The following is a 26,332-nucleotide window of genomic DNA, read 5'->3' on the forward strand; positions in this document are numbered from 1 at the left end:
CTTCGGCGTACGTAGACAGACCACGGGATATTAACCCGCCGTAGCGCACTCGTACAACCGATAGGCGGTCTTGCAGGAACCTATCATGTAGAATATCCCGCGGGTGTCACCGCAAAACGCGGGAGGGCAGGTTTAATTCAGCGCAGGTCGGGCCGCCGCGCGGAGTGACTGTGCCTATGAGCTTGAAATCCTCACGTCCGGATAAAACCCACGGCCATCGTGAATCTCCCGCCACGCGTGCTTTTTTCTCCCGTTTCTTGGCCGCGGAATCAGCGGGTGGCCTGATACTCATGGCCGCTGCTTTGATAGCACTCTTCGTTGCTAACTCTCCGTTGGCAGACATTTACTTCTCGTCACTGCATGTAAAAGTCGTTGGCCTCTCGATTGAGCACTGGATCAATGATGGACTGATGGCGGTCTTTTTCATGCTGGTGGGGTTGGAGATCAAGCGCGAAATGTTGGTCGGCCAGTTATCGAGCTGGAGCCAGCGCGCTCTTCCAGGATTCGCCGCGTTAGGCGGCATGCTTGTACCTGCTTTGATATATATTGCGGTCAACTGGGGTAACGCCGAAACCTTGGGAGGGTGGGCTATTCCGGCTGCGACCGATATTGCGTTTGCCTTGGGCGTACTGTCGCTGCTATGTAAACGTGTGCCCATCTCGTTGAAAATCTTTCTGTCTGCGCTTGCGATTCTTGATGACCTAGGTGCTGTGCTCATCATCGCTCTGTTTTACACCAGCGGCTTGTCGATCAGTATGTTGCTGGCCTCACTGGGCGTTATTGTGTTCCTGGTGATGCTCAACCGATTCGGTGTGACCAGGCTCTGGCCTTACCTGATAGCGGGCGGTCTGCTGTGGTTCTTTATGCTTCAGTCGGGTATCCACGCGACCTTGGCCGGTGTCATTCTCGCACTGTGCATTCCGATGCGGGCGGCGAGCAGCGAGCGCAAATCACCGCTCATCCACCTGGAAGGAAAGCTGCATCCGTGGGTCGCTTTCGCTGTTGTGCCCATTTTCGGTTTTGCCAATGCTGGAGTGTCTCTTGCCGGTATATCTCCCAATAACCTGATCGACCAGGTACCTCTGGGGGTAACGCTTGGGCTATTGCTAGGCAAGCAAATTGGTGTGTTTGGTTTGGCTGCGCTAGCGATTCGCGCAGGGCTGGCCAAGCTGCCTGAGCAATGTAATTGGTCTCAGCTGTACGGTGTAGCGCTGCTGTGCGGCATTGGTTTCACAATGAGCCTCTTCATCGGGGCGCTGGCCTTCCCGGTTAACCCCCATTTGGTCGATGAGGTGAAGGTTGGAGTGCTTATGGGCTCTATTCTTTCCGTTGTCCTCGGTGTTGCTGTTCTTTTGAAGGTTAAAGGTTAATCCTGAGCATATCTGTCCGTTGATAGCTGCATGGGGGATGAGCATCCAGTCGCGCCGACGGGCTCAAGCATAATGAATGCTGCTGTTCGATCAATTTTTTGGTCTTGAGATGCTCCTAAAATAAGTCCAGAATTGAGTACTTTCCTGCTTCGGCAAGAAAAGAAACCCCTTATATTTCAATGGGGCGGACGCCAGATGCGAGTCTCGTTTCCCGCTCCAAATATTGCGCTACAGAGTTCCACTGAATTCTGTAAGTGATTGAAATCAGGGCCTTTAGGCCCTTTTTTCGTTCCAGCGGGAACCACTGAAATCCAGCTCCATCCAGTGCTTTTAAGTCCCGATTTAAGTCCCGAATGAGAATCTTGAATTTGGATGTGCACTGAATCGGTTTTTTGCTGGAGCAGCTTGGATAGCGAGACGAGCATCTGGCCCTGACTCTGTTCAGGAGCTCGCTATGGCACTCTCGGGTACGACCGTTCGGCAAGCCCGAATCACCGGCAATGACTATACGATAGGCGACACGGATGGGCTTGCGCTCAACGTGACCGCACGCGGCGGGAAAATCTGGCGTTTCAGATATTACTGGGCGGGCGTGCAGAAACGCATGTCTCTTGGTAGTTATCCGCAAATCAGCCTTAAGGAAGCCCGTGCCCGGCGTGACGAGGCGCGCGCCTTGGTCGCCCAAGGCATCAATCCCTATGAGCACCGTAAGCAACAGCGTCGTGCTGTTCGTTTTGCGGCGGAGCATACCTTCGAGGCCGTGTTCAATCAGTGGGTAGAGTTCCGCAGGCTAAGTCTGAAGGAAGGGCGCCAGAGCACGCTCTCGCAGATCTTGAGAATCTTCAGTAAAGACGTCCTGCCCCTGCTGGGTGGGCGTTCTATCTACGATGTCAATCGTCACGATCTATTGGATTTACTGAGCAGGATCGAACAGCGCAAGGCCTTAACGACTGCCGAAAAATGCCGGACCTGGTTCAACCAATTGTTCCGCTATGCGCTGGTGAAGATTGAGGGCTGGAACACAACCCAGCTTCAGACCTTGATGTAGTTGCACTCCCCAAACCTCCGGTTACGCATAATCCATTTCTTCGTATGGACGAGCTCCCGGCATTGATGGCTGCTCTTCGAAACTACGGTGGCGCCAATCAAACTCGGCTTGGCCTTCGGTTGTTGCTGCTGACCGGTGTCCGCACGGGCGAGCTGCGGTTGGCGACGCCCGACCAGTTCGATCTGGAGAAGCGTTTGTGGGTCATACCGGCGGAGGTGGTGAAGCAGCTCCAGTTAGCGATGCGAAAGCCAGGTAAGCAGACCCAAAATGTACCGCCTTATATCGTGCCGCTGTCGGTTCAGTCGCTGGAGATCGTGCGTCATTTGTTGGACCAGGTTGTTCCCGCGCAGCGCTACTTGTTTGCGCATCGAAGCGACCTGAGCAAACGCATCAGCGAGAACACGCTGAATGGCGCGTTACGTCGGATGGGATACGCCGATCAACTCACCGGTCACGGCATGAGGGCAACGATCTCGACGGCGCTGAACGAGATCGGATACCCGAAGGTGTGGGTGGATGCTCAGCTTTCTCATGCCGATCCGGACAAGGTGAGTGCGGCCTACAATCACGCGGACTACGTGGAGCAGCGTCGGACGATGATGCAGGATTGGGCGAACCGCCTGGATCTGTGGGGGCAGGGCCAGCTGAAAGCGGCAAGCTCTCCGCTTACTATTCGTTTAGAGGGCGCAGCTTCGTTACCTTCGTTGGAAAGCGCGAACACAAACGCCATTCTGTACAGCAGTGGCTTCCCAGCGACGACGGTCTCAGCATCTAAAAAAAAGTCCATCAGCAACGAACCGCTCCTTAACGCGGATCAGTATTCACCTGTCCTATCTGCTTCAACGCAGACTGAACAGCTGCGCGAACCCCAAGTATCTGAGATACAACGTCAGCGCGCCGAGATGCTAGCCGCCTATGAAGCTTCGAATAATTTGCCGCTGCTTGTCTTCGCCAAACTGGCAGGCAAATCCCGAGATCAGATCAACCGCGATATCAAAGCTCGGCGCCTGTTGTCCCTGAGCCTTGGGAATCGCGGTCAGCGCATTCCTGATTGGCAGCTTGATCCACTGCGGCACAAGTTGGTACTTGCTGCATTGGCGCGGTTTCCGGATGTCGATGCGTGGAGGCTCTATCGGACGGTCTGTGAGCCCCATAAGCGACTGAAGGGTCGTTCGCCAATCGATGGGCTCACTACGGATAATTTCGAGTTTACCGAGCGGATTGTCTGCGAGGCCCTGAGTCCGAGATAACGTACCATCTTCGGAGGAAGTGGCGGGGCTTGCCACTGAATTTACTGCTGCCGGTGAACTCCCTTCATCACTCGGGTGTTCGTTGGAGGCGCGCGCGAAGGTCGATGGTCCCCTGAAGGTTAAAGTGTCCAAAAAACATTTTGACTGGGCTCTAGGGCGGTAGTTACAGACTGAAAAAAAACGAATTATGCCCCCAGTTATGCCCCCATTCACACCGGGTGTACAGGCGATCGCGAACGGCGATTTCTGACGCCGATCTGGGTGGTCGTGGCTGGTATTCAATGTGACCCGTATACCTGAATGGCAAGGATCGATCCCTCGGGCGGCCAGCACCATTGCAACATCGCGAAGAGCATGAGCATCTCGTGATGCCAATTACAATACATGTCCTGAAAGACATCCCGGACAACTCCGGTTAAGGATATCGACTCATCGAACGACCAATTTGCCAGATTCAGGTTTGTATCCATCCGCAGTAGGAGCGTAATACCAGGTGCCTAGACACACAATCGGTGTTGAAAGTGACGGGCAGAGTTGAGCATCGTGTTTGTGGTCGTAGATCTCGATAGTCCAATCGGGCCTAGAGTCTCGTGCTTCAATTAGCCGTCGAGTCGGCGGGAAGCGTGGGGGGAGGTTGAGATCTAAAGGGAGCGTATCACCTTCGTTGTTCGTGGCCAGTCATGTCTGTTTCTTGGATCGCTGATTAGTCATTAGGCAAGTGCAACTGCACCTCCATGGCGTCATGAAGAAGTCGGACAACCTCGATCAGGTCGTCGTTTACCATACGATAGAAGACGATATGGCGTGGGCTTTTGACCGCTCCATGGAGATGTTTGGCCTGCTGGCGTGAATAGGTGAAGTGATAGCTTCGAAGGCCCGGTGCGAGCTCATCGCGGTCGTGGCTGCCAATGCAATAAGGCGTGCTGGCAAGAGCTTGCAGCGCCGTGAGTATCAGCGTCTGGTAGCGCTGGCGTGCTTGATCGCCGAACTGCGTTTGGGAGAGCATGAGGATGTCGACAATGTCGGCGCGCGCCACGTTTGAAATCCGATACTGCGGCATGCTCAGTGTTTCTCGCTCGCGAGAGCGGTGGCCTCCAGGCTCAAGCCCTCTAGGTAAAGCTCCAGATGCCCTTCGTTCAATTGAGTAAAGCGCCCGTGTTCAAGATCCGTGATGCCTATCGAGGTCGCCAGACGCAGCGCCTCAATTTTGGCAGTGTCTTCGGCGACGCGCTGCTCCAGTAAACGCAAACCTTCTCGCATCACTTCGCTGGCATTTTGATAACGGCCGGACTGGACCAGGTCCTGGATGACCTGTTCTTGGTGAGGGGTGAGCACAACGTTTCGCGTCGCCATCATTAGCTCCAACTCTGGGCAAACATATTGTTTCGATCGTTGGCATATTATGCCATTTTACATAAAAGCAGGGAGTTTGGGATTTGTATCTTACGAACTGTAAGGTGTGGGGTCATCCTTTGCGCCGAACAGATGGCCCGGACTGTATGCGCACAAAGTCCAAGCAAGGCTGTCGCATGTGGGACGTCGTGGACAGCTTAATTAGTGTGGGCCTCGGGCCTTCAGTTTTGCCAAGCCTTGTTTGATGTGTCCGGCGTTCTCTCCAATCGTTTGTAGCGCGCCGCGGATATTGTCGCCTGTGTCCGTCGTCCCCTTGCGCTCAATCCACAACGTCAACTCCATCACCGCCGCCTCTAAGGCGAGCTGGTTTTGGTACAGACGCTCAAGGACATCAGGCAGTGAATATTCAGTGGGCATTGTTTCGACTCCAATGAAGGAGCCGAAAGCGTAGCAGCGGGGGAGGCGGATGTCCTTAGCCACCCGTGATTTAAGTGCATGAAACGGTTTAGAGTGAGGGTCAGCATTCGCCAAAAACTGCCGTTTCGACAGGCAGCAGACGGCCGATTGTGTTGAAAAAGTCGGCCCTGGTTCTTTGCGCATCAAAAAAGTACGCGTCCGAGATTGAGATCTTTACTTTTGGCAGAGGCTTCCGGACTTGGATTTCACGTAGCAGCGTGCAAAAAAGGCATTTTCACCGGTAAATGATCAGGCAGTTTGGGCAGACCGACTTTTTCAACACAATCGGCCATTAGCAGACGCTCGCTCTGCGTCCGCTTCCGCCCTACCGAGAGGATCACCAGCATTTTCCTACGAGTATCAGAAAAGAGTACCTTTGTTTCTAGGCGATTAATCGTGTGCTTACATACACGCCATGCGGTGGCCGCGTAGGTCAAGGAGGCAATAATGAGAACTTTGGTAGTCGGGGCAAGCAAGGGGTTGGGCAGAGCTCTAATTGACGGATTGGGCGAGCATGGGGACACCTTGATAGGTGTCTCTCGCACCCGCCCCACAAACCTTGCACATAACGCCGGTGTCGTCGTGCGTTGGGTAGAAGCAGACCTTGGTGAACCCGTAAAGGCTGCTCAAATAATCGAGCAGGCCGTGGTGGATGATGGGCTTGATACGCTGATCTACAACTTAGGAATATGGGAAGAGTTTGCCTTCAATCCCGCATACAACTTCTTGGCCGACAACGACGACCAAGTGGAAGCTATTGTCAGTTGTAATATCACTTCGACCATTATGCTGATAAAGCGGCTGCTCCCAGTTCTGCTCAGAAGCGCTAACCCAAGGATCATATTGACTGGTTCAACTTCTGGCTTGCCGCAAAGTGGTAGACCAGAAGTCACTTTTGGAGCCTCGAAGTTTGCATTGCGTGGTATCGCCGATGCATTGCGCGAAGGTTACAGACAGCAACGCCTGGGCGTGACCTGTTTGAACTTAGGCGATCTAAATACCGAAGACCTAATGAGTACTCCGAGGGGGGTTGCCGAGCAACGTGGTGAAGGCTACTTGATTCCTGTACATGACGTCGTACAGGTAGTTCGCATGACCTTAAGCCTATCTTCAGCAAGCTTCGTCAAGGAGCTCACCTTGCCCGCGATATTCAATGAGCGCTTCTGATGATCGGCCAGTCCCTCAGCCATATGATGCAAAAAAACTAAGCTCGGCTTACGTTTCTATTGAAGCTTACACTGTCACGCCAAACTTTAAACAAACTATTGGCAGAGCGGTGTTTGGATAAGTTTGGACGTCATCAATGATCTAGATGCGTTCAAACAGTAACTAGTGGGCAGCAGCCTTCGACCCAGAGCAGCCACACATTAATTTAAATCGTAAGCCAGCCTAAGGTTTATCAGCAAGCCATAATGTCCAACGGTCCATTTCTTTGATCGGCTTATTAGTATCGACACGGGCACCAATGAATGAGATCAAGTGGGTCAACTCTTCATCATCAAGTTCGTGCAAGATAGATCGGCCGGTACGATTGCGCAGGTCAGATTCCAAGTCTTCAAAATTCTCGTAGATCTTTCTGATTTCCCAGAGCTGGATAGCCTGTGGGTTTTCAAACCCGACCTTCAATAAGGCGCTTACAACTCGATCATCAGTAGGCCTTCGGCTGGCTTCAATTTCCTGTAGTCGAGGAAAGCATTCAAAAAAATACCCGCGAATGTGCACTGGCGACCCAGCACCGTGCGCGTCATCAGGCGTGCGATCCTGAATGAGCAGCTTCCCGCCAGCGGCAAGCACGCGAAAAGCTTCGGAAAAACAAGCGTCGTAGTCTTTGAGGTGGTGAATAAGTGCACGCTCGAAAACAATATCCATGCTTTCATTCGCCAAGTGCGTGTTCTCAGCGGAGCCCACTTGGAAGGAGACTCCAGGCTGCCCTGCTGATTTTTCCCGAGCGGCGGCGACCATCTCGGCGGAAAAATCGACGCCAGTAACCTCGCTAGCTCCCAGCTTGCTCCATGCGATGGAGTAGATCCCGCCTCCGCATCCGATATCCGCCACGCGTTTACCTGATGGGGCGAGCATGGAATTAATAGCCGTTGCCCATCCGCTGTCGGCGTCTCGGGCGGCGTAGGTATACCTGTTGTTACTGGAATGGAAGTCGATACTCATAACCAGACCCTGCAAATGATTGCGACTACAAGATGGTATGGGGGCTCATGTTCAATGTAAAATATATCAAAAATATCATAAGCATATATAAAAGTTATTGTTGTCATGGAGCTTCGTCATTTGCGCTACTTCGTTGTGGTCGCCGAAGAAGAACATATGACTCGTGCAGCGCAGCGACTCAATATTCAGCAGCCGCCACTCAGCTCACAAATTCGGGATTTGGAGCGCGAAATGGAGGTGCAACTGTTCGACCGCACTCCTCGCAGCATTCGTCTCAATGCAGCGGGCCATGTGTTCTTAAAGGAAGCTCGAGAGCTGCTGACCAACGTAGATCGGGCGGTCATGCGGGCACAGCAGGCTGCTCGCGGTGAGTATGGACGGATCGCCGTTGGATATACGAGCTCCGCATCCTTGCACCCAAAAGTTCCTCAGCTGATACGGGCATTTCACACGAGATATCCAACAGTCGCGCTTGATACTCACGAAGATACAACGCGGGATTTACTTGACGCGATGTTGGAGGAGTCGCTGGATGCTGTGTTTGTAAGATCAACAACTCTGCGATATCCCATGCTGAAATCGGTTGTACTGTGTCAAGAGCCCATGGTTGTCGCGTTGCCGATCGGACATCATCTGGCGCAGGAATCCGGTCCCATTGCTTTGTCAGCTTTGAGAGCAGAAGGCATTGTTCTTTATCGGCGGGCTAGTGGACCAGGCATCCAAGACGTGCTTTTTGCTGCCTTTTTAGAGGCCGGGTTCACGCCGCGCATCGTAGCCGATGTACCGAGATTGCTTTCCGCAGTCACGCTGGTTGCAGCGGGCAAGGGGATCACTATCGTGCCTGAGACCTTGAGATCGTTGCATCGAGAAAGTGTGAAATATCGAGATATTGATACTCAATCCAGCTACACGGTTCCTCTCACACTGGTATATCGACATGCGCCAGAAGACTCACCGCTATATCGGTTTGTCCAGATGGCTCACGAGGATGGCGACCAGTAATCTGGCTTTCAATGAACCGCCCCTGATTTTGTAGAGAATTGAACGACTGCTTCTGGCCGATTGTGTTGAAAAAGTCGGCCCTGGTTTGCGCATCAAAAAAGTACGCGTCCGAGATTGAGATCTTTACTTTTGGCAGAGGCTTCCGGACTCGGATTTCACGTAGCAGTGTGCAAAAAAGGCATTTTCACCGGTAAATGATCAGGCAGTTTGGGCAGACCGACTTTTTCAACAGAATCGGCCGAGAGCTGTCAGTCATAGCTGCTCCATGTTGACAGAGCTTCCAAAAAACATTTTGACTAGCCTCTAGGACGGTATTTTCAGGCAGAAAAATTTCAAATATGCCCCCAATGTTTCCCCCACTTGAACCGGGTGTGCGAGCGATCGCGACTGGCGGTTTTCTGACAGAGATCCAGTTGGATTCGGATGGCTATTAGTGGATCTCCATATTACGTTGGATTGTTTGGCCTCGGTTTTGTCCCGCATCGGCACGTGAGGTTCGATGTCCTTTTCCTCCACCATCCAGGCCTACATCGGCGCTGTACCGTACTCGGTATCGTCGATGAGGCGTTGCGGCTTGATGTCGAACTGCGCTTCAACCCAATCGATCATCGTCTTGGTGCTCTCGATGTTGGCGCTGATGCGATTTTGACCCAAGCCGCCGGAAGTCATTAACCCATTCGAATACTCAGCAATCATGACCTTGCTTGGGATTCCAGAGGCTGCACATGGGGCAGATAAATCAGTAACCTGGGTCAAAACCGCATCAGCGCCAACAGCTTTGCGTCACATACCCGAGGCAGGAGCCGTATGCGGTAGTTCCGCATGTACGGATCTGTGCGTGGGCGGCAGATAACTGCTGTTCCTACCTCGACCTGTATAAAAGCAGATTAGATATTTGAGCCGTCTTCATTCGGTGCCGCATGCCATACAGTCCTTGCGTTAGTCTAAGTGCTTAAATTCTTTGACGATAAAATCGATGAATGCGCGCGTTTTCGCAGGCAAATGCTGCCGCGATGTATAAACAAGATTGATGGCTAGTCTGGGTAGGCTCCAGTCGGCTAATACTGGAACCAATCGACCCGCAACAATATCATTGTGTATAACATACGTGGGCTGAGCAAGTATCCCTAACCCTTGCAGTGCTGCTGCCCGCAAGAGCTGACCATCGTTGGACTCAAGAGATGCTTTTGTCGTGATCGTGATGGATTCCTCCTCGCGCCGGAAAACCATTTCGTAAGGGGCGGTGGCGTAGGTGTAAAGCAAAAGTTGATGATTCACTAATGCCTTCGGGTGCTCGGGACAGCCGCGACGTTGCAAATAATCAGGCGATGCGGCTAACGTGCGCCGTGTCTCAGTCAAGCGCCGAATCACCAGGCTGGTGTCAGGCTCACTTTCACGTGTCCGAAGCGCTACATCAATGTTATCGTCAATGATGTCGTAATAACGGTTTTCAGCAACAATGTCCAAGCGAACATCTGGGTACTGCTGATTGAAGTTAGGCAGCAGTGGCAATATATGCTGTAAGCACAGCGATAAAGAGGCGGTAACACGCAATACACCCATTGGGTGGCTTTTGGCCGCGGAGACGGCGTCGGTGGCGCCTTGCATGGCCAGCAGAGCGGCTTTGGAATTGTTATAGAAGTCCTTTCCAATCTCAGTCACAAATAATCGACGGGTACTGCGCTCTATCAATCTCGCGCCGAGACGGTTTTCGAGCGCCGCTAGGTGGCGGCTTGCAGCAGCATTGGATAGGCCCAGCGCCTCAGCTGCCTTGTTCAAGCTACCCAGCTCTGTGACCTTTACAAACAGTTCATATTCGGTCCAGCGATCCATAAGCATTGTTCCATTGAGCGAAAATGTCATTTCCAGTTATAGGCTTTTCCAGTTTAATTGCTACCGTTAATCTATTTCTATCCCTTGCAGCAAAGATTTTCTGAGCTGGAGGAAATTCGATAGGAATTTAAATTGAGTAATAATCTAGAATTAGTAAAAAGCTATTTTAAATTCTGCGTTGATGGGAAAGATGTGGATCGTGTCAGCGAGTTTTTTGCGAATGATGTCATTGTTCACCGACCTGACTGTGTTACCCCTATCGTGGGGGTGAAGCTTTTTAAAGAAGCTTTGAAGCTGAATGTAACTGATCGATATGAGTCTATATGTACGACTTTCCAAAAAGAAGTTGTGGCTGGCGATGTAGTAGTGGTGGCGTTAATGCATCAGGCAAAGGGCTCTAATACTTGGCACGGATTTGATGTCACAGGAAAAGACCTTTCATGGACGGCACTAACCTATTTTCGATTCAATGCAAATGGAATGATTGTCGAGGAGATTGTTGAGCGAAATGAGTTGTTTATGGCGAAGCAGCTCGGTATTATTGAGTACGCTTAAGTAGATTGTGTTGTCTGGTTTTTTAAAAAGCCAGACAGTACATTAATTGCTTGTGTTTTCCAAGTTAGGTTTCGTGGAATCTATTCGTTGTTATATCGAAACCCAGGTTATGAGTTTGACCGGTCTGTCTCTTGGCAAAATCGCTCTGAAAAATCACCAAGGGTGATCCAGGTCTTTTCGGACTGAATTCGATCTGCTGGCAGGTGCATGGGGACTACAGCAGCATGCTGATCGGTCGCATTAGCTCCCTAATGTTGCAAGCATTAACCCGCTTGCATTGGCAGGTATATGGTATCACTCAACTTTTCGTGAAGATATGATTGGCCGATTGCGGCGGACCGGATTGTTTGTTTCTGGAACCACCTTTGGCTCACGACAGGATGCTGAGTGTCTGATCGAAAAAGTGCGTTGCATTCATTTGCAAATTACTGGAACTGCTGTTGATGGGGGGCGTTACGCCGCTAGGATTTGTCTGAAAAGTCTCTTTGGCTAAAATGATGCCCTCTGATTGCCAAGAGGGCCGTCATGACAGGCCGCTATGAAATTTCATCTGAGCGTTGGGCGATCGAAGCCATCGTTTCTCCTCCTCAACACATGGGGCGGCCAAGGTGCGATGACCGCCAGATGCTTAACGGAATCTTCTGGATTTTGTGCTCTGGTGCCAAATGGCGAGATCTTCCAGAGCGCTTTGGGTCTTGGAAGACCGTTTATTAGCGTTTCCGACAATGGCGTGACAACGGCACTTTTGAGCAGGTTCTGCGCCATTTACACCTTCGTTTGCGCGAAGACGGCTTTATCGATCTGGATACCTGGATGGTCGATTCGACATCGATTCGAACTACCCGAGCGGCCAGCGGTGCTGGAAAAAAAGGGGCCCGCAAGAACCGCAACACCACTGCCTAGGCCGTAGCCGAGGCGGATTGACCACCAAAATACATCTCGCTTGCGACAGCCATGGCTTCCCGCTGGCTGTTATGCTGTCGCCCGGTCAAGAAGCCGACTCGCGCTATTTCATGCCGCTACTGGAACAGATCAGCCTGCCAGGTAGCAAGGGTCGTCCGCGTAAGCGTTGCCGATGTGTACTGGCGGACAAGGGCTATGACAGCCAGATACTGCGTCAGTACTGTGACCGCTACGGCATGCAGCCGATCATTCCCTTGCGCAAGATGCATCGCAAGCCTCGACTGTTCGACAGGCCACAGTATAAAAAGCGCAACGTGATCGAACGGCTGTTCAGTTGGCTGAAAGAAAAACGTCGGCTCTGTACGCGATACGAAAAACTGGCGAGCAGCTTCAAAGCCATGGTTACACTGGTCTGTATCGAGAAATGCTTGCGGGCTGACTTTTCAGACAACCCCTAGGTAGAACGTAACTGCGCCTGATTTTTGAAATCAGCCCTCAATTGCTTTTTATCTAACTTTCCAATGCTGGTTTTTGCTAAGTTATCAACGAATAAGTAACAGTCCGGCACCGCAAATGAGGGAAGTTCACCTAGTTCTACGAAGACACGCAAGTGAGCCTTCAATTTGTCAATGGTCATACCTTCCAGTTCGTTCGGTACAATCAGTGCGACCGGGCGCTCGCCCCATTTCGGGTCTTCTATTCCTATGACCGCTACTTCCCGCACACTTGGGTGCTGGCTGATGAGGTCTTCGAGTTGGATTGAGGAAATCCATTCACCTCCACTCTTGATTACATCCTTTTGACGGTCGACGAGATGGAGATAGCCGTGAGCGTCGAATCGACCGATATCTCCAGTGTGCAGCCAGCCCCCCCTCCACAACTCAGCAGAAGCCTCTGGATTGTTATGATATCCCGCAGTCAGGTACGGGGTGCGTACCACCACTTCGCCGATGGCCACCCCATCGGCGGGTACTGTGTTCATATCCTGATCGACAATACGAACTTGGGCCATGAGTATCGGCATACCTTGGGTCAAACGCAGGTCGAGTTCCTTCTCACGCGGATTTTCAGCCTGAGCCAATGTGTCGGTCTTTACCTGGGCCAATGTGAGCAGTGGGCAGCTTTCGGACATCCCATAGCCGCAATAGACATCGATATTCCGATCCAGCGCTTTTTGAGCAAGAACACGTGGCATTCCGCTCCCGCCAATAAGTATTTTCCAGTGGTTGAAATCAACGCCCTGCGCTTCGCGGGAGTTGAGCACCATATCCAGAACGGTCGGGACGCAGTGAGAGAAGGTCACTCCTTCAGTCATGGCCTGCCGTACAGCATTGCCTGCGTCGAATTTTCCTGGATAGACCTGTTTCCAACCACAGAGCGTTGCTATGTAAGGATAGCCCCAGGCATGTGCATGGAACATGGGGGTCAGAGGCATGTACACATCATTACGGGAGTGTCTTCCGTTTTCGCCCGCTTGCGAGACGCTGGCCAGTACTGTGAGGCAGTGCAGCACGAGTTGGCGGTGACTAAAATACACGCCCTTCGGGACGCCAGTTGTGCCGCTGGTGTAATAAAGCGTTGCACGAGTATTTTCGTCAAAGTCTGGAAACTCATGTTGAGCATTGCCCTTACCCAACAAGGACTCATACTCACCGTCCCAATCAAAACCATCAGTCGTTTGCCCATCATCCTTTAAACAAATAATGTGCTTCACATGGGCAAGACTCGCTCGAATTTCTTGAAGGAGCGGTACAAAATCCACATGGACCAATAAAGTGTCGGCTCCTGAATGGTTGAGCGTATAAGCAATTTGGTCATGGGGGAGTCGAACGTTGGATTTCATCAGTGTCGCCCCAAGCATAGGAACGGCAAAATAGCACTCAAGGTACCGATGGCTGTCCCAATCCAGTACAGCTACGGTACTGCCAATTTTTACACCCAATGTCGATAGCGCACTGCCTAGTCGCGCAATGCGCTCCAGCAGTTGGGGGTAACTGAACCGGACCTGATCGCGATATACAATTTCTTGATTGGAGCGTTGCGCGATTGGCGACACAAGCAACTGCTTGATAATTAGGGGATACGAATAGGGAGTCATTATTTTTATCTTCTCAGATTCAACGGTCTGCTTGAGGTCGGCAATTTATTGCTGCTCTTCGGATACGTTAGCCACTCGATAGAAAGGAGATGCTTCGAGGGAGCGCTCGCGTAGCCATGGCGAAGGGCGAAACCGCTCCCCATACTTGTCCGCCAACCGATCGCATTCGAAAACAAACCGCGTTGCACCAACGGTTTCAATCAACGACAGTGTCCCGCCCGTCCAGCTGGGAAAACCCAAGGCCAGAACAGCACCCAGATCGGCGTCTGCGGCCTCCAACACGACCTGTTCTTCGATGCAGCGTGCCGACTCAAGTGCCTGGATATACAGAAGGCGATGTTTAACCTCGGTGACGTCAGGCTGCGCCGCCAGCACGTTAAACAACGCTGATAATCCGCCCCACAATTGCTTCGGTTGTCCAGGAATGAAATCGTAGAATCCGCCCCCGGTTTTACGACCGAGCCTCCCAATGGAAACCATTGCGTCCACCACAGGCTGGGCATGTATTCGCAAAAATCGCTCAGGTAGTTCGTCCGCGCGCGCCTGTTTGATAACTTTATTCTGCAGATCCAGCGAGACTTCGTCGGTGACAGCCAAAGGACTCGTCGCGAAGCCGGCTTGGCGAGCAGCGTTTTCAATCAAGGCAGGGCTTACGCCTTCGGCCAGCATGGACATGCCTTCGTCGATGTAGGCACAAAAAATTCGGCTGGTATAGAAACCAGGGCTGTCACATACAACAATCGGAATTTTGCGTAACTGGGCGACAAGATCCATGGCACGAGCGAGTGTTTGCTGCGACGTGTGTTTGCCCAGGATGATTTCCACAAGGGACATACGCTCAACTGGCGAAAAGAAATGCAAGCCAATGAAGTCTTCAGGTTTGCACCATAAATCAGCTAGACCAGTGACAGGCAGCGTCGAGGTGTTTGACGCTATGACGAACTGCGCAGGAAATGATTTGACTGCTTTCTGCGTACGCTGGAAAGCCTCAGCTTTGATACCTCGATCCTCGAACACCGCTTCAATCACAAAGTCGCAACCGATCAGGTCGCCATAATCGGCCGTAGGACGAATACGCTTCAGCTGTGAATTAGCCTCTTCTTGCGTAGAGCGCGCAACTTTGACATCTCGCGCATAGCCTGCGGCAACCTTTGCCTTACCTGCCTCAGCGGCATCCTGCGACATGTCAATCAGAACTACGTCAATGCCGGCAGCGGCAGCTACCTGAGCAATTCCGGCCCCCATCATGCCCGCTCCAATAACGCCAAGGCGGCGCACGGGCATTTTCTCAATCGCAGGTGGTCGTCGCGCCAGCTTTCGGGCCGCATTACGATTAATGAACATTGTGCGCATCAAGTTCCGCGCCACGGGGCCTGCCAAAAGCTGACCAAAATACCCTTGCTCTATGCTCAGCCCTTTATCGATCGGTACCTGTGTCCCTTCGTATACCGCTGACATGATAGCGGTCGGGGCTGGATAGTTGTCCTGAGTATCACGTCGGACTTTAGCAAGGCCCAGGCTGAAATTTTCCATGGCATTTGGTGCCATCGCTCCCGCTCCTCCAGGAACTACAAATCCTTTACGGTCCCATGGGGCCTGCCAGCTGGGGTTCGCAAGTACCCAGCGCTTTGCTGCTTCGACAATCTGCGTCGCAGGAAGAAGGCGATCAACAACTCCGAGTTTCAGCGCTTCTGCTCCACTGATGTGACGTCCAGAAATAAGCAAAGGTAAAGCATTGGAGATACCGATCAGGCGGGGAAGTCTTTGCGTACCTCCGCCGCCGGGGAGCAAGCCGACCGTTACTTCAGGCAGGCCGACAACGGCGTTGGGATCATCAGCTAAAACGCGATAGTGGCATGCAAGGCATAGCTCCAGACCTCCCCCAAGCGCCAAGCCATTGATGGCTACAGCAATAGGCTTGCCACAGCGTTCCATCTCGCGCAGGGCCTTTGCAACAGGTGCAACCAGAGCGATTGCCTGTTGAGTTGTCAGACCGCGATCGTACGCGGTGACGAAATCCAGCAGATCCGCACCTGCCATAAAGCCATTTTTCTTTCCCGACGTGATCACTGCGCCGACGACTTCCAATCGACTCTTGAGTTCGGCCACGACCGCTTGCAGGTCCTCTGCCAATTGAGGCGTAAAAATGTTCATGCTGCGATCAGTCACATTGAGCGTAATCAGAGCCACGCCATCATTGTCGACTTCCAGATTGATATTCTTAGTCATAAGTACGTCTCACACACGCTCGATGATTACAGCTGTGGCCTGGCCGGCCGCCGCACACAAGGTCACAAGTGCGCGCCCCAGGCCACGTCGTTCCAGTTCGTCCAATACCGTCCCAAACAGGATGGAGCCCGTTGCGCCGAGTGGATGCCCCAATGCAATCGCGCCGCCATTCACATTCATGCTTGCGTGTGAAATTCCAAAGTGGCGCATGATTCGCAGGGGGACAACGGCGAAGGCCTCGTTAACCTCGAAAAGATCGATGTCTTGGATGGTCAAACCTGCACGTGCAAGGACCTTGTCGATGGCCGGGACCGGCCCCGCCAGACTCAACAGTGGCTCGGAGGCACATGTGGCTGTCGCCACAATCCGTGCCCGGGGACGCAAGCCACACCGCTCGCCATATTGTTTGCTGCCCAAAAGTACAGCGCAGGCACCATCCACGACGCCACTGGAGGAACCGCCCGTATGCATATGTTTGACCGACTCAAGGTGGGGGTACCGACGTAGTACGATATCGTCGAAGCCTGCCTCACCAATCCCGGAAAATGCAGGCTTGAGTTTGGCTAAGTCTTCCAGCGTGGTCGCGGGGCGCAGGGCTTCGTCACGTTCCAGAAGCACATGACCAAATTTATCGGCCACCGCGACAGTTGATTGGTCAAAGTAGCCGCTATCCCGTGCGATTGCCGCCCGGCGCTGGCTCTCTACCGAATATGCGTCAAGGTCCGTGCGGGTAAGGCCATCAAGGGTGGCCATCAAGTCTGCGCACACCCCGTTGGGTATGTACGGAAATTGCAGTCCAAGCTGTGGGTCCGTGTAGGAAGCCCCCCCGTCGGACGCCATTGGCACTCGGGACATTGACTCCACCCCCCCACCTATCACTGCATCGGCTTGGCCTGATGCGATGAGTCCGAACCCAAATTTCACTGTGTCCAGGCCGGAGGTGCAGAAACGATTGATTTGATAGCCGGATACCGAATCGCCATAGCCTGCGGATAACAATGCCGAGCGAGTGATATCCGCGCCTTGCTCACCCACCGGCATGACCACGCCGAAACCGACATCTTCGATATCTTCCGGAATGATACCGTTGCGTTCCTTGAGGGCCTTTAACACCGTTGCCGCCAGCTTTACGGGAGTTACCATATGGAGTGCGCCGTCCACTCGTCCTTTGCCGCGGGGGGTCCGAACATGGTCGTACACGAAGACATCGTTCATTTTTTCTCTCTTATCATCGTCGCTGAATATGACCTGCCGACTCAACCAGGCGTGGCGTCTACACGTAATCGTTAACAGCCCGTCCACCGGGGAGGTCGCTTTTCGACAAAGGCGCGGGGACCTTCTTGGTAGTCTTCACTGTCAGCCACACGGTCTCGGCATCGCCGAGTCAGTTCACGTAATGCGTCTGTATCGAGGTCCGGTACCTGCCGCATGACGTGCAAGCTCTCGCGCACGGCAATTGGTGCATTACGGGTAATTCGCGCTGCGAGCTTAAGTGCTTCTTCCACCAGCACGGGGTGTGGAACCATTCTGTTTACCAGCCCCAGTTCGACGCCTCGGGTCGCATCAATACTGTCGCCGGTGAGCGCCATTTCTATTGCAATGTTGCGCGGAAGCGCCCGAGGCAAACGAAACAAGCCGCCCGCTGCGGCAAGCACACCACGCGAGACTTCAGGGAGCGCAAATGACGCATTTTGCGCGGCAATCACCAGATCACACGCGAGTGCAATCTCGCACCCACCGGCCAATGCTTTGCCATTGACTGCCGCAATCCAGGGCTTTCTTCTTTCTGCATCGACGAACCCTGCAAAGCCATTTCTCGTGAAAAGCCCGGCCGCTCTGCCTGCCGCGACTTCCTTGAGGTCTGCCCCCGCGCAAAAAACATCGCTTCCGGTTCCCGTTAGCACAATGACCCAAACGTCTTGATCCGCCTCTGTCCGAGAAACTATCGCTTCCAGGGCAACTGCCATTTCTTCATTGATGGCGTTACGCGCGAGAGGCCGATTTAGAGTAACCAAGGCAATATGGTCCTCGAGTACTTCCAGAGTGACTAAGTCCGATGCGAAAGCAGCTTCTGCGAAAATACTCATGAACTGACGCTCCAAATTTGCAACCCATCAGTGTTTAAGGTGACGTCGCCGAAGCATCCAATAGGTGATCGCTGCGCATTGGTTAGAGCTGAAATGCTGCGTTCGTCTCGGGCTTCCACGCCAGCCAATAAGCGCGCGCCTTCTGGCGTACGCGCGATAACTACACCGCGCACGACGCTACCGTCCCTCGCATAGAGAACCGTAAACGTTTCAATAGCAGCCCGACCGGTGAACGCCAGGGCAAGGGGGGGAGTAGGGCCCCGGGATGCATCCGCCATCGACTGAACACTGTAATCGTCGGTCAAGCGACAGCGTTGAGGGGCAAGGGACCCCAGAACAATTGCGTGATGTTTTGTGAGATAACCGCCTTGTCCGTACAGAAGCCCCAACGATTTCGGCTGACCTCTTAGTTTCCGTACCATGGTGGCAGTCGCATGGGTCATGTAGTTGTTCAAAGGGGCGCCGAAGAAACTGAGGCCTCCTGTACACGTCACTGTTGAGTCAGGTGCCAAGGCCAAGATACGACGTGCCATTTTCGGCACAATGGGGAAGCAGCTATATAGTTCGAGTACACCGAAGCGTCCCGCATCTCCAACCAGCCCAAGAATTCCGTTGAGAACTGCATCCTGGGCAGCTGCTCGCGTATATTGGTCACGATCCAGATAGTCAGCAGGCTCTTGAGCTGCGGCGCCACACCAGATATGGACCAGACGGTCCGACGGTATGCCGAGCTGTCGAGCACGTCCCAAACTCGTCAACAGAATGGCCGCACCCTGATTGACTTGAGGGTTGGCGACCATCCGTTTGGTATAGGGCCAAGCGACTAATCGATTATCCATCGCCGGCGTCACGATTTCTTCGGCTGAAAACGACTGTTGGTTCCAGGCGTAAGGATTGTCCCGCGCGACCACAGAATTGCGCGCCCACAGTTCGCTCGATTCCTGCGCCGCGGCGGCGGGCGTTTGCCCCCATGCCGCTAGCGCCGCATTCTCGTAAAAGGGATATACGTGTGCAGGCGATGCGACTCCCAACGTCACTGCGACCGGGTTGAGGTAGTTAGTTCCGCGTATCAACCTGGCATCTGGATCGATGGGGGACCAAGGTAAATCAAAGCCGTTTTTTGTGGCGGCGGTCACCGCATATTGAGCCTCGGCCCCCACCACTGCGGCGACCTCACAATCGCCGCGCAATATCCGAAGGGCCGCCTCATGAATGAACTTCACAGGCGTCTCGCCCCCCACTGGGCCATAGTGGCGATGAGTGGGATTTATTCTCAACAGTTCAGCTAACTGACCTGGTGCATCGACGTATGGCCAGGAAAACTCCTGAATGACTTCCAGTGAATCGAGCAGTCCTAGTACGTTTGCGCCGGCATCCTTATCCGCAGCGCGAAGGGCTGCTTCCATCAGCTTCAATGGCTCCTTCGCTTGCGCTGGATCCTTGGTTCGCTGGGTAATTTCGCCGACGCCAACGATGACGGGAGTTCTATCAAGGTATGTATTCATATCCGTTATCCTAGGGGACGAACGCCACATTCAGATCGTCGCTTCCGACGATCAAGGCAAAGACAATCCACGGAATACGATGCAATTATCGACTCTATCGAATGGCACCCGACGAGAACGCCATGCGCCAGGTATCAACGAAAATCGTCTGATCCGGAATGACAGCTGAGTCGGCGTGGCCTGGTCGAAACCAGTTCATTGGGCATAAGAATGAGTTTGCTCATGAAGGTCGCGCAGCTAATACATTTGGATTGCTTTCGTTCAATCGCCGTTGAGAGGTAGATCGCAAAAGGCTTATCAGCGCTGCTCTGTTCCGTTGGCCGGGATCGCCGCCGCCGCTTCTGATGATTCGAGCAACTTGACGAAGACCATCGTTCAGGGAGCATGCCTGGTCGTCCAGTAAGGTTCGTATATGTAAGAGCTCCTCGAGTTCCGGTGCGCTCCCGTAGTGCAGTTGGCGCTGAGCGATCGAAATAGCGTTCAGTACCATGCGTAGTGCATGTTTGCGATCATCAGGCAGTGCGGGCAGAATTTCATCGCGCAGTACGTAGCGAGCGCAGATAAGTAAATCTTCTCCGGCGGGTTGCTGGCGCATCAGTCATTCTCCGTCAGGTTGAGGAGCTCCCACTCCAGTTCCGGGACTATATGTCCTGTCAGGGCAAGCAGCAGTGAGTGTTCCTCGCCCGAGCAATGCCGTTGCGCTTGCTGAATTGCGATAATCGCCCAGTTCACATGAGCCATTACCTCCCAGTAATGCACCGCCTTATGGTCAAGGCGACGACCCGATTCCGCCTCATAGCCGCGGTAAAAGTCGGTTCGAGCTCCGATGCCACCTGCCTCTGCGGTTACCTTGCCGAAGCGCCAGCATTTTGCACAAAACCAACCAATATCCTCGAGCGGATCACCCCAGCCCGCGAACTCCCAATCGAGAATTCCTGTCAGTCCGCTCTCATCGACCATGTAATTTCCCGTGCGATAGTCGCCGTGGGTTAATGTGACGATAGTGCGCGGTGGAGCATGGCGCTCCAGCCATCGCAGCGCCCACTCAAGAGCGGGATATGCGCAGTAGTGCGCGTCGAGAAATGCTCGATGCTGAACAATTCGGTGGATGGCAGGGGCCTCATCATAAGAAATAAGGAAGTCGAGCTCGGCATGGGGGGGCGTCACAGAATGGATCTTGGCCAACTCACGCCCAAGTTGGTCGGCTAACTGGATACGATCAGGGGCAAAACCTGGATTTTTAACCAAGATGTGGCCGGCCGCAGTGCCGCCGATTCGTCGCATCAGGAAAAAGGGGCGGCCGATGACAGAACGGTCCTCGCACAACCATAAAGGCTCCGGCACTTTGACGCCGGCGACAAAGACCGTCTTTAACAATTGAAACTCTTGAGCGCGTCCATGACTGATCGCCACTCCAGCCGTCGGGGAGTCGCAACGCAACACACATTCCAGCCGCCCATCCCAGAATCCGTCATGAATCAAAAGGGTGACTAACCAATTTTCCTGGATTGCGCCACCGGAAAGTGGCTTAGCGTCGAGGATTGATACGTAAGAAGCCTCGGCAGCTCGCAATATAAAATGCTCTATCGCCTCGCGTTGAGTGACATCCATGATAGGCCTCACAACGAGCTTACAAGATGGGCATGATCCACTGCCAGGCAACTGCCGGACATGGCGACTCCCGCATCGGACGCTAATAAAAGAAGAGGTCCGTCGAGATCGGATAGTTTTCCAAAGCGACGACCAGGAATGCCCCTGCGTAGTTTCTCGCCAGCTTCACTAGTGAGGAAATCATGATTGAGATCGGTAACTACATAACCAGGCATCAGCGCATTAACTCGGATTTTATGTCGCGCCAATTCAAGCGCCATCGCTTTTGTCGCCTGCAATACGCCGGCTTTTGAAATGGCGTAGGGTGCTACGCCGCCGGCAACACGCTCGCCGAGGATAGAGGCAATGTTTACGATGCTGCCTGGTTTGCCTGCGGCCACCATGTGTCTGGCGGCTTCGGAGGCGACTAGCCAGGCACCCTTTAAATTGGTGTCCAGCACCGTATCCCAGTCAGCTTCCGAATGCTCCAATAGCGGCTTTGTGATTGCCTGGCCGGCGTTGTTGATAATGATGTCAGGCACTCCCGCAAGGAGGGTTGCCTGGTCGAAGCAGGCTGCTACGGACGCGGCGTTTGTCACGTCAACACCGATTGCGTGCATTTGATCATCGGATAGATCCATTTCCTCAATGAGTTCCTGAAGCTTGTCACTTCGCCGCGCCGTAATGATCACTTCGGCTCCAGCGCGAGCCAGTACGGCAGCAAAATGCCGACCCAACCCACTGGATGCGCCAGTGACGAGCGCAATCTTGCCGCTGAGATCGAATAGCTCGTACAGGTATTTGTTATTCATCAGCGAGCCCCATCCTTCCCATCATTTTGCTGGTCCGACCTGGCGAGGATTTTCTTACCCAGGCTGAAGCGGTGCACCTCGCTGGGACCGTCATAAATACGGAAGGCGCGCATGTCGGCAATAATACGAGGGACGATGGTTTCATGGGTGACTCCCTGACCGCCGAGAATCTGAACGCTGCGATCAACCACGCGCCATTGCGCTTCGGAGCAGACGACTTTGGAGATGCTTGATTCGAAGTTGCAACGTTCGCCCTGGTCTAGCATCCATGCTGTGCGCCAGATATGTAGCCGCGACGTCAATAGGTCCATTTCATTGTCAGCGAGCATAAAACTCACACCTTCATGCTCACCCAGTGTTCGCCCAAAGGATCGGCGTCGTCGAGCATGCTCAAGGGCCGTGTCGTGGGCGCGTTGCGCCTGACCAAGCCACCGCATGCAATGTGTAAGACGCGCTGGCGCGAGTCGAATTTGCGCGTAACGAAATCCTTTACCGACTTCTCCTAACACATCGTTTTTGGAGATGCGCAAGTTGTTGAAGCGAAGAACACCATGTCCTCCGGTAAAACAGGTATCGAGTGCATCCATCGTACGGACATGCTCGATTTCGGCCCTATTCATGTCTGATAAAAACATGGTGGCGGTCCCGTCTTCCATCTTTGCCATGATGATGACGAAGGCCGCGCCCTCGGCACCTGTTATGAACCACTTGGTACCGTTAATGAGGTAGTCGTCGCCATCGCGATTCGCCGTCGTCATCAACATGGATGGATCGGCCCCTGCACCTGGCGCGGGTTCGGTCATCGCAAAGCAGGATCGGGTTCGCCCCTCCACAAGAGGCTTGAGCCATTGTTCTTTTTGCGCCGTTGAGGCGACGATGGACATCAAGTGGATGTTGCCTTCGTCGGGGGCATGGATGTTTAAGGCCGTCGGCCCGAGGGTCGAATAGCCTGCTTCCTCGAAGACAATGGCTTTTTCTACGTGTGATAGCCCCAGGCCGCCCATCTCCTTATCTGCATGTGGGGTCAAAAGGCCCGCGGCCTTTGCCTTTGCAACCAGTTCCGTACGTAAGTCTTCACTGGGACCATGCGCTGTTTGCCGCAGGTCCTTCTCGAACGGTAAAACCTGTTCTCTGATGAAGTGCCGAACGCGCAACTGCAGTGCCTGAAGATCGGGAGAAAGACGAAAGTCCATAGCTGTGCCTCGTAGTCGGTTCAGGACATTCAAGTCACATTGCAGTCTGGGCGAATCGTCATTTCCGACGATTTTCAGCCACGCCGAGGGTGGCGCCAGCATTGGCCAGGAGCGCCATATGATTTTCAACCTTGCTCTGTTCGAAGCCTGGGGCGCAGAATCATCGGAAATAACAAGAGTTTCTGAGAGTAGAAAATGTCCGGTTCCCTTACGAAACCTTCACATAAATCCATGGTGCCAACGGCAAAAATAGTGCCGCCCACCGGACCGACAATTGAAGTCCAGCGTAGCGCTCTTCACGATCGCTATACCGTTACGCGCAACCCTAGCCTGGTCCTTGTTCACGCGCCTGCAGGGTTCGGTAAGACGACCGTGATGCTCCAGCTAAACAGGCATCTTCAACTGCAAAATATCGACACGGCGTGGCTGACGCTGGACCGTGCGGACAACGACGTTTCAAGGTTTATTGCCTGCTTGGAAGCATCCGTTTCGGGCTGGCTTACGCGTTCGGCGAACAGTCTGTCTTCGATGGATATTTCGGAGTTTCTGTCCTCGCGACCCGCACCGTTTGCGGTGTTTCTGGATGATTTCGAGATCATTCATGCGCCAGCCGTTCTTGCCATTGTACGGTCACTCATTGAAGCGCTGCCCTTGGGAGGGCAGATCATCGTGGGGTCTCGTATTCAACCCGATATTGGCGTCGCACGATTACGTGCACGCGGCCGCCTGTTGGAGTTGGGCCCGAATGCGCTGCGTTTCAATTTGGATGAAACGGGTGAGTATTTTCAGTTGCGTCAGCAAACGGCGCTGCCAAAAGAATCGCTAAAACGGTTACACGGCAAGACCGAGGGATGGATTGCAGCACTCTGGCTGGCCTCGCTCTCTATGGAACGCTCGGGGGTGAACAGTGATTTTGTCGAGCGATTCTCGATTACGGACCAGGCCATAGCGGATTTTCTGGCGGATGATGTGCTGGCGCACCAGCCGAGCGCCGTTCGCGAGTTTCTACTCAGAACCAGCATATTGCGGTATCTCGAACCTTCCCTATGCGACATCTTGGTCCCCGGCTCGAATTCGGAAAGTCTGCTCAAGACGCTGGAAAGCCAGAATATCTTTCTGAGTTCTATCGCTAACAAAGAGCACTCCTATAGGTATCACAGCCTATTCTCCTCTTTTCTACGCACGCGCCTGCGGGCGGAGCACGCTGGCGATGTTCAGCAACTGCATCTAAAGGCGGCCCACTGGTATGAGCAAAATAGTCGTTTCGCATCAGCCATCGATCACGCAATCAAAGGTAATGACGCCGGGTACGCATTACGCCTGTTGAATGAGTACGCGCAGAATTTTCTCGAGGAAGGGCGTATGCGCCTGCTCGCGCGATGGTTCAACGCCATACCGGAAAACGCCTTATCAACGTATCCGGTGCTGCAGGCGACGGCTGTGTGGGCCGTGCTGTTTACCAGTGGCCCAGTTGCGGCGCACGCCATGCTGACACACTCCGGGTGTGGTGGCAGCGACGATCCGATGGTCTTGGCGCATGTCAATGCGCAACTGCCGTTGTTTCTGGCAATGGAAGATCGGTATGGCGAGGCGCTCGCCGTCGGACGAGAAAGCCTTGCAAGACTACCGAGTTGCAGTCGATTTGCCGACAGCGTACTGCGCAACGCGATGGCAAATGTGTTCACCGTCAGTGGAGACAGTGCCGAGGCGCGCCGATTGATCGACAGCGCCAGGCGCATAGATGGCGAGAGCATGTTTACGCGTATGTATGCTGAGTCTCAGGAAGGCCTGCTCAACTTGATGGCGGGTAGGCTCCAGCAAGCAACCGCATGCTTTCGGATGGCATTAAGTGCCACTGGCACAATGACCTCTAACCTGACAAGCGGGAACGCCTGGGCAGGCCTGTTGTACGCCTGTGCGCTCTACGAATCGAACGATTTTGACGGAGCAGAGCAGTTGGTGAACGTCTACTTGCCTTCTGCCTGCGATGTCGGACTACCCGATCACATGTACCTTGGACATATGATTCGAGCGCGCATCGCGTTCAGCAGGGGGGATGTGAGTACCGCGTTTGGATCGCTGACTGAATTGGAGTATCTCGGCCATTATCGCCACCTGCCAAGGATTGTCTCAAGCGCCAAACTCGAACGTGGTCGGCTATTGCTCCTGCAAGGGAACGCTCAAGCGTCAAAAGAGGAACTGGATCGGGCCATAGATTCGCCGGTAGGTGGATGTTTGAGCCACCAAAGGTTGCTGGCGAACGAAATTAACGCTCTCTCGCTCGCACGCATACGCTGGGATATCCATTTTGGCGATGCTTTCGCTGCCCTGTCACGTCTGGATCATGAACTTATTGAAGCATCGAGGGAGGGCAGACACCTTCGCGTCATTAAGCTGCGGGTCCTTAAAAGCCTGGCTCTTCAACGTACCGGCGACGCGGCGGAAGCGGTCAAGGCCATTGCGGAGCTGATTCGGACTATTGCTGCTGAAGGGATTATTCAGGTTATAGCAGAGGAGGGCGAACAGATGTACCGGATCGTACACCGGTACAAGGTTGTGCTCGAAGAAATGCCGATGAAATCCAGTGATCAACGCTTGTTGAGTTATTTACAAGTGTTGATCAGTGCCTTTGGCTCATCGTCTCTTCCATCTGAGCAACCTACCTCTTTGGATGCCTTGATGGAGCCGTTGACTCGCAAGGAGCTTCACGTGCTGCAATTGACCGCCGATGGGTGCTCAAATGCAACGATGGCCGACAAGTTGAATCTTTCCGATAGCACCGTCAGGACCCATCTGCGCAATATCAGCTCCAAGCTTAATGCCCATAGTCGAGCTGAGGCCGTGGCGACCGCTAGACGCCTATCGTTAATTCGTTGAAACCA

Annotated in this window: 19 protein-coding genes and 4 pseudogenes; 8 read left to right on the top strand and 15 right to left on the bottom strand. The window is 53.4% G+C overall.

What is annotated here, in order from left to right; genetic code table 11:
• Positions 1–176: 176 nt before the first annotated feature.
• Both nhaA and HDC32_RS26850 read left to right on the top strand, forming a co-directional pair.
• A complete protein-coding gene (nhaA, locus tag HDC32_RS26845) occupies positions 177–1,370 on the top strand; it encodes a Na+/H+ antiporter NhaA (RefSeq protein ID WP_184746129.1) in 1,194 nt (397 codons plus the stop codon).
• 454 nt (positions 1,371–1,824) lie between these two features.
• Positions 1,825–3,668 (top strand): annotated as a pseudogene (locus HDC32_RS26850) (tyrosine-type recombinase/integrase).
• A 703-nt stretch (positions 3,669–4,371) separates the two neighbouring features.
• On the opposite strand, the gene HDC32_RS26855 reads toward HDC32_RS26850, so the two are convergent.
• From HDC32_RS26855 to HDC32_RS26865, 3 genes are all read right to left on the bottom strand, one after another.
• Positions 4,372–4,728, bottom strand: coding sequence for a type II toxin-antitoxin system RelE/ParE family toxin (locus HDC32_RS26855; RefSeq protein WP_184746132.1), 357 nt, complete (start codon positions 4,726–4,728; stop codon positions 4,372–4,374).
• Between the two features lie 2 nt (positions 4,729–4,730).
• Complete coding sequence (locus HDC32_RS26860) at positions 4,731–5,021, bottom strand: type II toxin-antitoxin system ParD family antitoxin (RefSeq protein WP_145338191.1); 291 nt, start codon at positions 5,019–5,021, stop codon at positions 4,731–4,733.
• A 201-nt stretch (positions 5,022–5,222) separates the two neighbouring features.
• On the bottom strand, positions 5,223–5,438 hold the full coding sequence (locus HDC32_RS26865) for a hypothetical protein (RefSeq protein ID WP_058426048.1): 216 nt from the start codon (positions 5,436–5,438) through the stop codon (positions 5,223–5,225).
• A gap of 486 nt (positions 5,439–5,924) precedes the next feature.
• On the opposite strand from HDC32_RS26865, the gene HDC32_RS26870 reads away from it, so the two are divergent.
• Complete coding sequence (locus HDC32_RS26870) at positions 5,925–6,644, top strand: SDR family oxidoreductase (protein WP_184746134.1); 720 nt, start codon at positions 5,925–5,927, stop codon at positions 6,642–6,644.
• A 222-nt stretch (positions 6,645–6,866) separates the two neighbouring features.
• On the opposite strand, the gene HDC32_RS26875 is transcribed toward HDC32_RS26870, so the two are convergent.
• Positions 6,867–7,643 carry a class I SAM-dependent methyltransferase gene (locus tag HDC32_RS26875; protein WP_184746136.1) on the bottom strand — a complete coding sequence of 259 codons (777 nt, stop codon included), beginning with the start codon at positions 7,641–7,643 and terminating at the stop codon, positions 6,867–6,869.
• A 105-nt stretch (positions 7,644–7,748) separates the two neighbouring features.
• Here HDC32_RS26875 and HDC32_RS26880 point away from each other — a divergent pair, with 105 nt between their 5' ends.
• Positions 7,749–8,645 carry a LysR family transcriptional regulator gene (locus tag HDC32_RS26880; RefSeq protein WP_184746138.1) on the top strand — a complete coding sequence of 299 codons (897 nt, stop codon included), beginning with the start codon at positions 7,749–7,751 and terminating at the stop codon, positions 8,643–8,645.
• A gap of 447 nt (positions 8,646–9,092) precedes the next feature.
• On the opposite strand, the pseudogene HDC32_RS26885 reads toward HDC32_RS26880, so the two are convergent.
• Together HDC32_RS26885 and HDC32_RS26890 are read right to left on the bottom strand one after the other, a co-directional pair.
• A pseudogene (locus tag HDC32_RS26885) lies at positions 9,093–9,281 on the bottom strand (IS5/IS1182 family transposase); the annotation flags it as partial.
• A 303-nt stretch (positions 9,282–9,584) separates the two neighbouring features.
• The gene (locus HDC32_RS26890) at positions 9,585–10,478 is read right to left on the bottom strand and encodes a LysR family transcriptional regulator (RefSeq protein WP_184746140.1); all 894 of its coding nucleotides are present in this window, start codon (positions 10,476–10,478) and stop codon (positions 9,585–9,587) included.
• Between the two features lie 132 nt (positions 10,479–10,610).
• Here HDC32_RS26890 and HDC32_RS26895 point away from each other — a divergent pair, with 132 nt between their 5' ends.
• The 3 genes and pseudogenes from HDC32_RS26895 to HDC32_RS26905 all read left to right on the top strand — a co-directional run bounded on the left by HDC32_RS26895 (position 10,611) and on the right by HDC32_RS26905 (position 12,394).
• The gene (locus HDC32_RS26895) at positions 10,611–11,033 is read left to right on the top strand and encodes an ester cyclase (RefSeq protein WP_184746142.1); all 423 of its coding nucleotides are present in this window, start codon (positions 10,611–10,613) and stop codon (positions 11,031–11,033) included.
• 73 nt (positions 11,034–11,106) lie between these two features.
• Positions 11,107–11,496, top strand: a pseudogene (locus HDC32_RS26900) (oxygenase MpaB family protein); the annotation flags it as partial.
• A 62-nt stretch (positions 11,497–11,558) separates the two neighbouring features.
• A pseudogene (locus HDC32_RS26905) lies at positions 11,559–12,394 on the top strand (IS5 family transposase).
• On the opposite strand, the gene HDC32_RS26910 reads toward HDC32_RS26905, so the two are convergent.
• The 9 genes from HDC32_RS26910 to HDC32_RS26950 all read right to left on the bottom strand — a co-directional run bounded on the left by HDC32_RS26910 (position 12,391) and on the right by HDC32_RS26950 (position 23,450).
• Positions 12,391–14,034, bottom strand: a complete 1,644-nt coding sequence (locus HDC32_RS26910) for a fatty acid--CoA ligase (RefSeq protein WP_184746144.1) — start codon at positions 14,032–14,034, stop codon at positions 12,391–12,393. The pseudogene HDC32_RS26905 and the gene HDC32_RS26910 overlap by 4 nt on opposite strands.
• A gap of 45 nt (positions 14,035–14,079) precedes the next feature.
• Positions 14,080–16,263 carry a 3-hydroxyacyl-CoA dehydrogenase NAD-binding domain-containing protein gene (locus HDC32_RS26915; RefSeq protein WP_145338199.1) on the bottom strand — a complete coding sequence of 728 codons (2,184 nt, stop codon included), beginning with the start codon at positions 16,261–16,263 and terminating at the stop codon, positions 14,080–14,082.
• A gap of 9 nt (positions 16,264–16,272) precedes the next feature.
• Positions 16,273–17,478, bottom strand: a complete 1,206-nt coding sequence (locus tag HDC32_RS26920) for an acetyl-CoA C-acetyltransferase (RefSeq protein WP_184746146.1) — start codon at positions 17,476–17,478, stop codon at positions 16,273–16,275.
• 71 nt (positions 17,479–17,549) lie between these two features.
• Positions 17,550–18,350 carry an enoyl-CoA hydratase-related protein gene (locus tag HDC32_RS26925; RefSeq protein WP_145338201.1) on the bottom strand — a complete coding sequence of 267 codons (801 nt, stop codon included), beginning with the start codon at positions 18,348–18,350 and terminating at the stop codon, positions 17,550–17,552.
• On the bottom strand, positions 18,347–19,855 hold the full coding sequence (locus tag HDC32_RS26930) for an acetyl-CoA acetyltransferase (RefSeq protein ID WP_145338202.1): 1,509 nt from the start codon (positions 19,853–19,855) through the stop codon (positions 18,347–18,349). Before HDC32_RS26930 ends, HDC32_RS26925 begins: the two co-directional genes overlap by 4 nt.
• Positions 19,856–20,075: 220 nt before the next feature.
• Positions 20,076–20,450, bottom strand: coding sequence for a DUF6285 domain-containing protein (locus HDC32_RS26935; RefSeq protein WP_184746148.1), 375 nt, complete (start codon positions 20,448–20,450; stop codon positions 20,076–20,078).
• Entirely contained in the window at positions 20,450–21,466 is a 1,017-nt protein-coding gene (locus HDC32_RS26940; RefSeq protein ID WP_184746150.1) for a phosphotransferase family protein, read from the bottom strand. The genes HDC32_RS26935 and HDC32_RS26940 overlap by 1 nt, the downstream gene beginning before the upstream one ends.
• 8 nt (positions 21,467–21,474) lie before the next feature.
• A complete protein-coding gene (locus tag HDC32_RS26945; protein ID WP_145338205.1) occupies positions 21,475–22,257 on the bottom strand; it encodes an SDR family NAD(P)-dependent oxidoreductase in 783 nt (260 codons plus the stop codon).
• Entirely contained in the window at positions 22,257–23,450 is a 1,194-nt protein-coding gene (locus HDC32_RS26950; RefSeq protein ID WP_184746152.1) for an acyl-CoA dehydrogenase family protein, read from the bottom strand. Before HDC32_RS26950 ends, HDC32_RS26945 begins: the two co-directional genes overlap by 1 nt.
• 195 nt (positions 23,451–23,645) lie before the next feature.
• Here HDC32_RS26950 and HDC32_RS26955 point away from each other — a divergent pair, with 195 nt between their 5' ends.
• Positions 23,646–26,327, top strand: a complete 2,682-nt coding sequence (locus tag HDC32_RS26955) for a LuxR C-terminal-related transcriptional regulator (RefSeq protein ID WP_184746154.1) — start codon at positions 23,646–23,648, stop codon at positions 26,325–26,327.
• Positions 26,328–26,332 lie beyond the last annotated feature (5 nt).

The organism is Pseudomonas sp. JAI120 (genome assembly GCF_014207255.1).
GTDB lineage: Bacteria > Pseudomonadota > Gammaproteobacteria > Pseudomonadales > Pseudomonadaceae > Aquipseudomonas.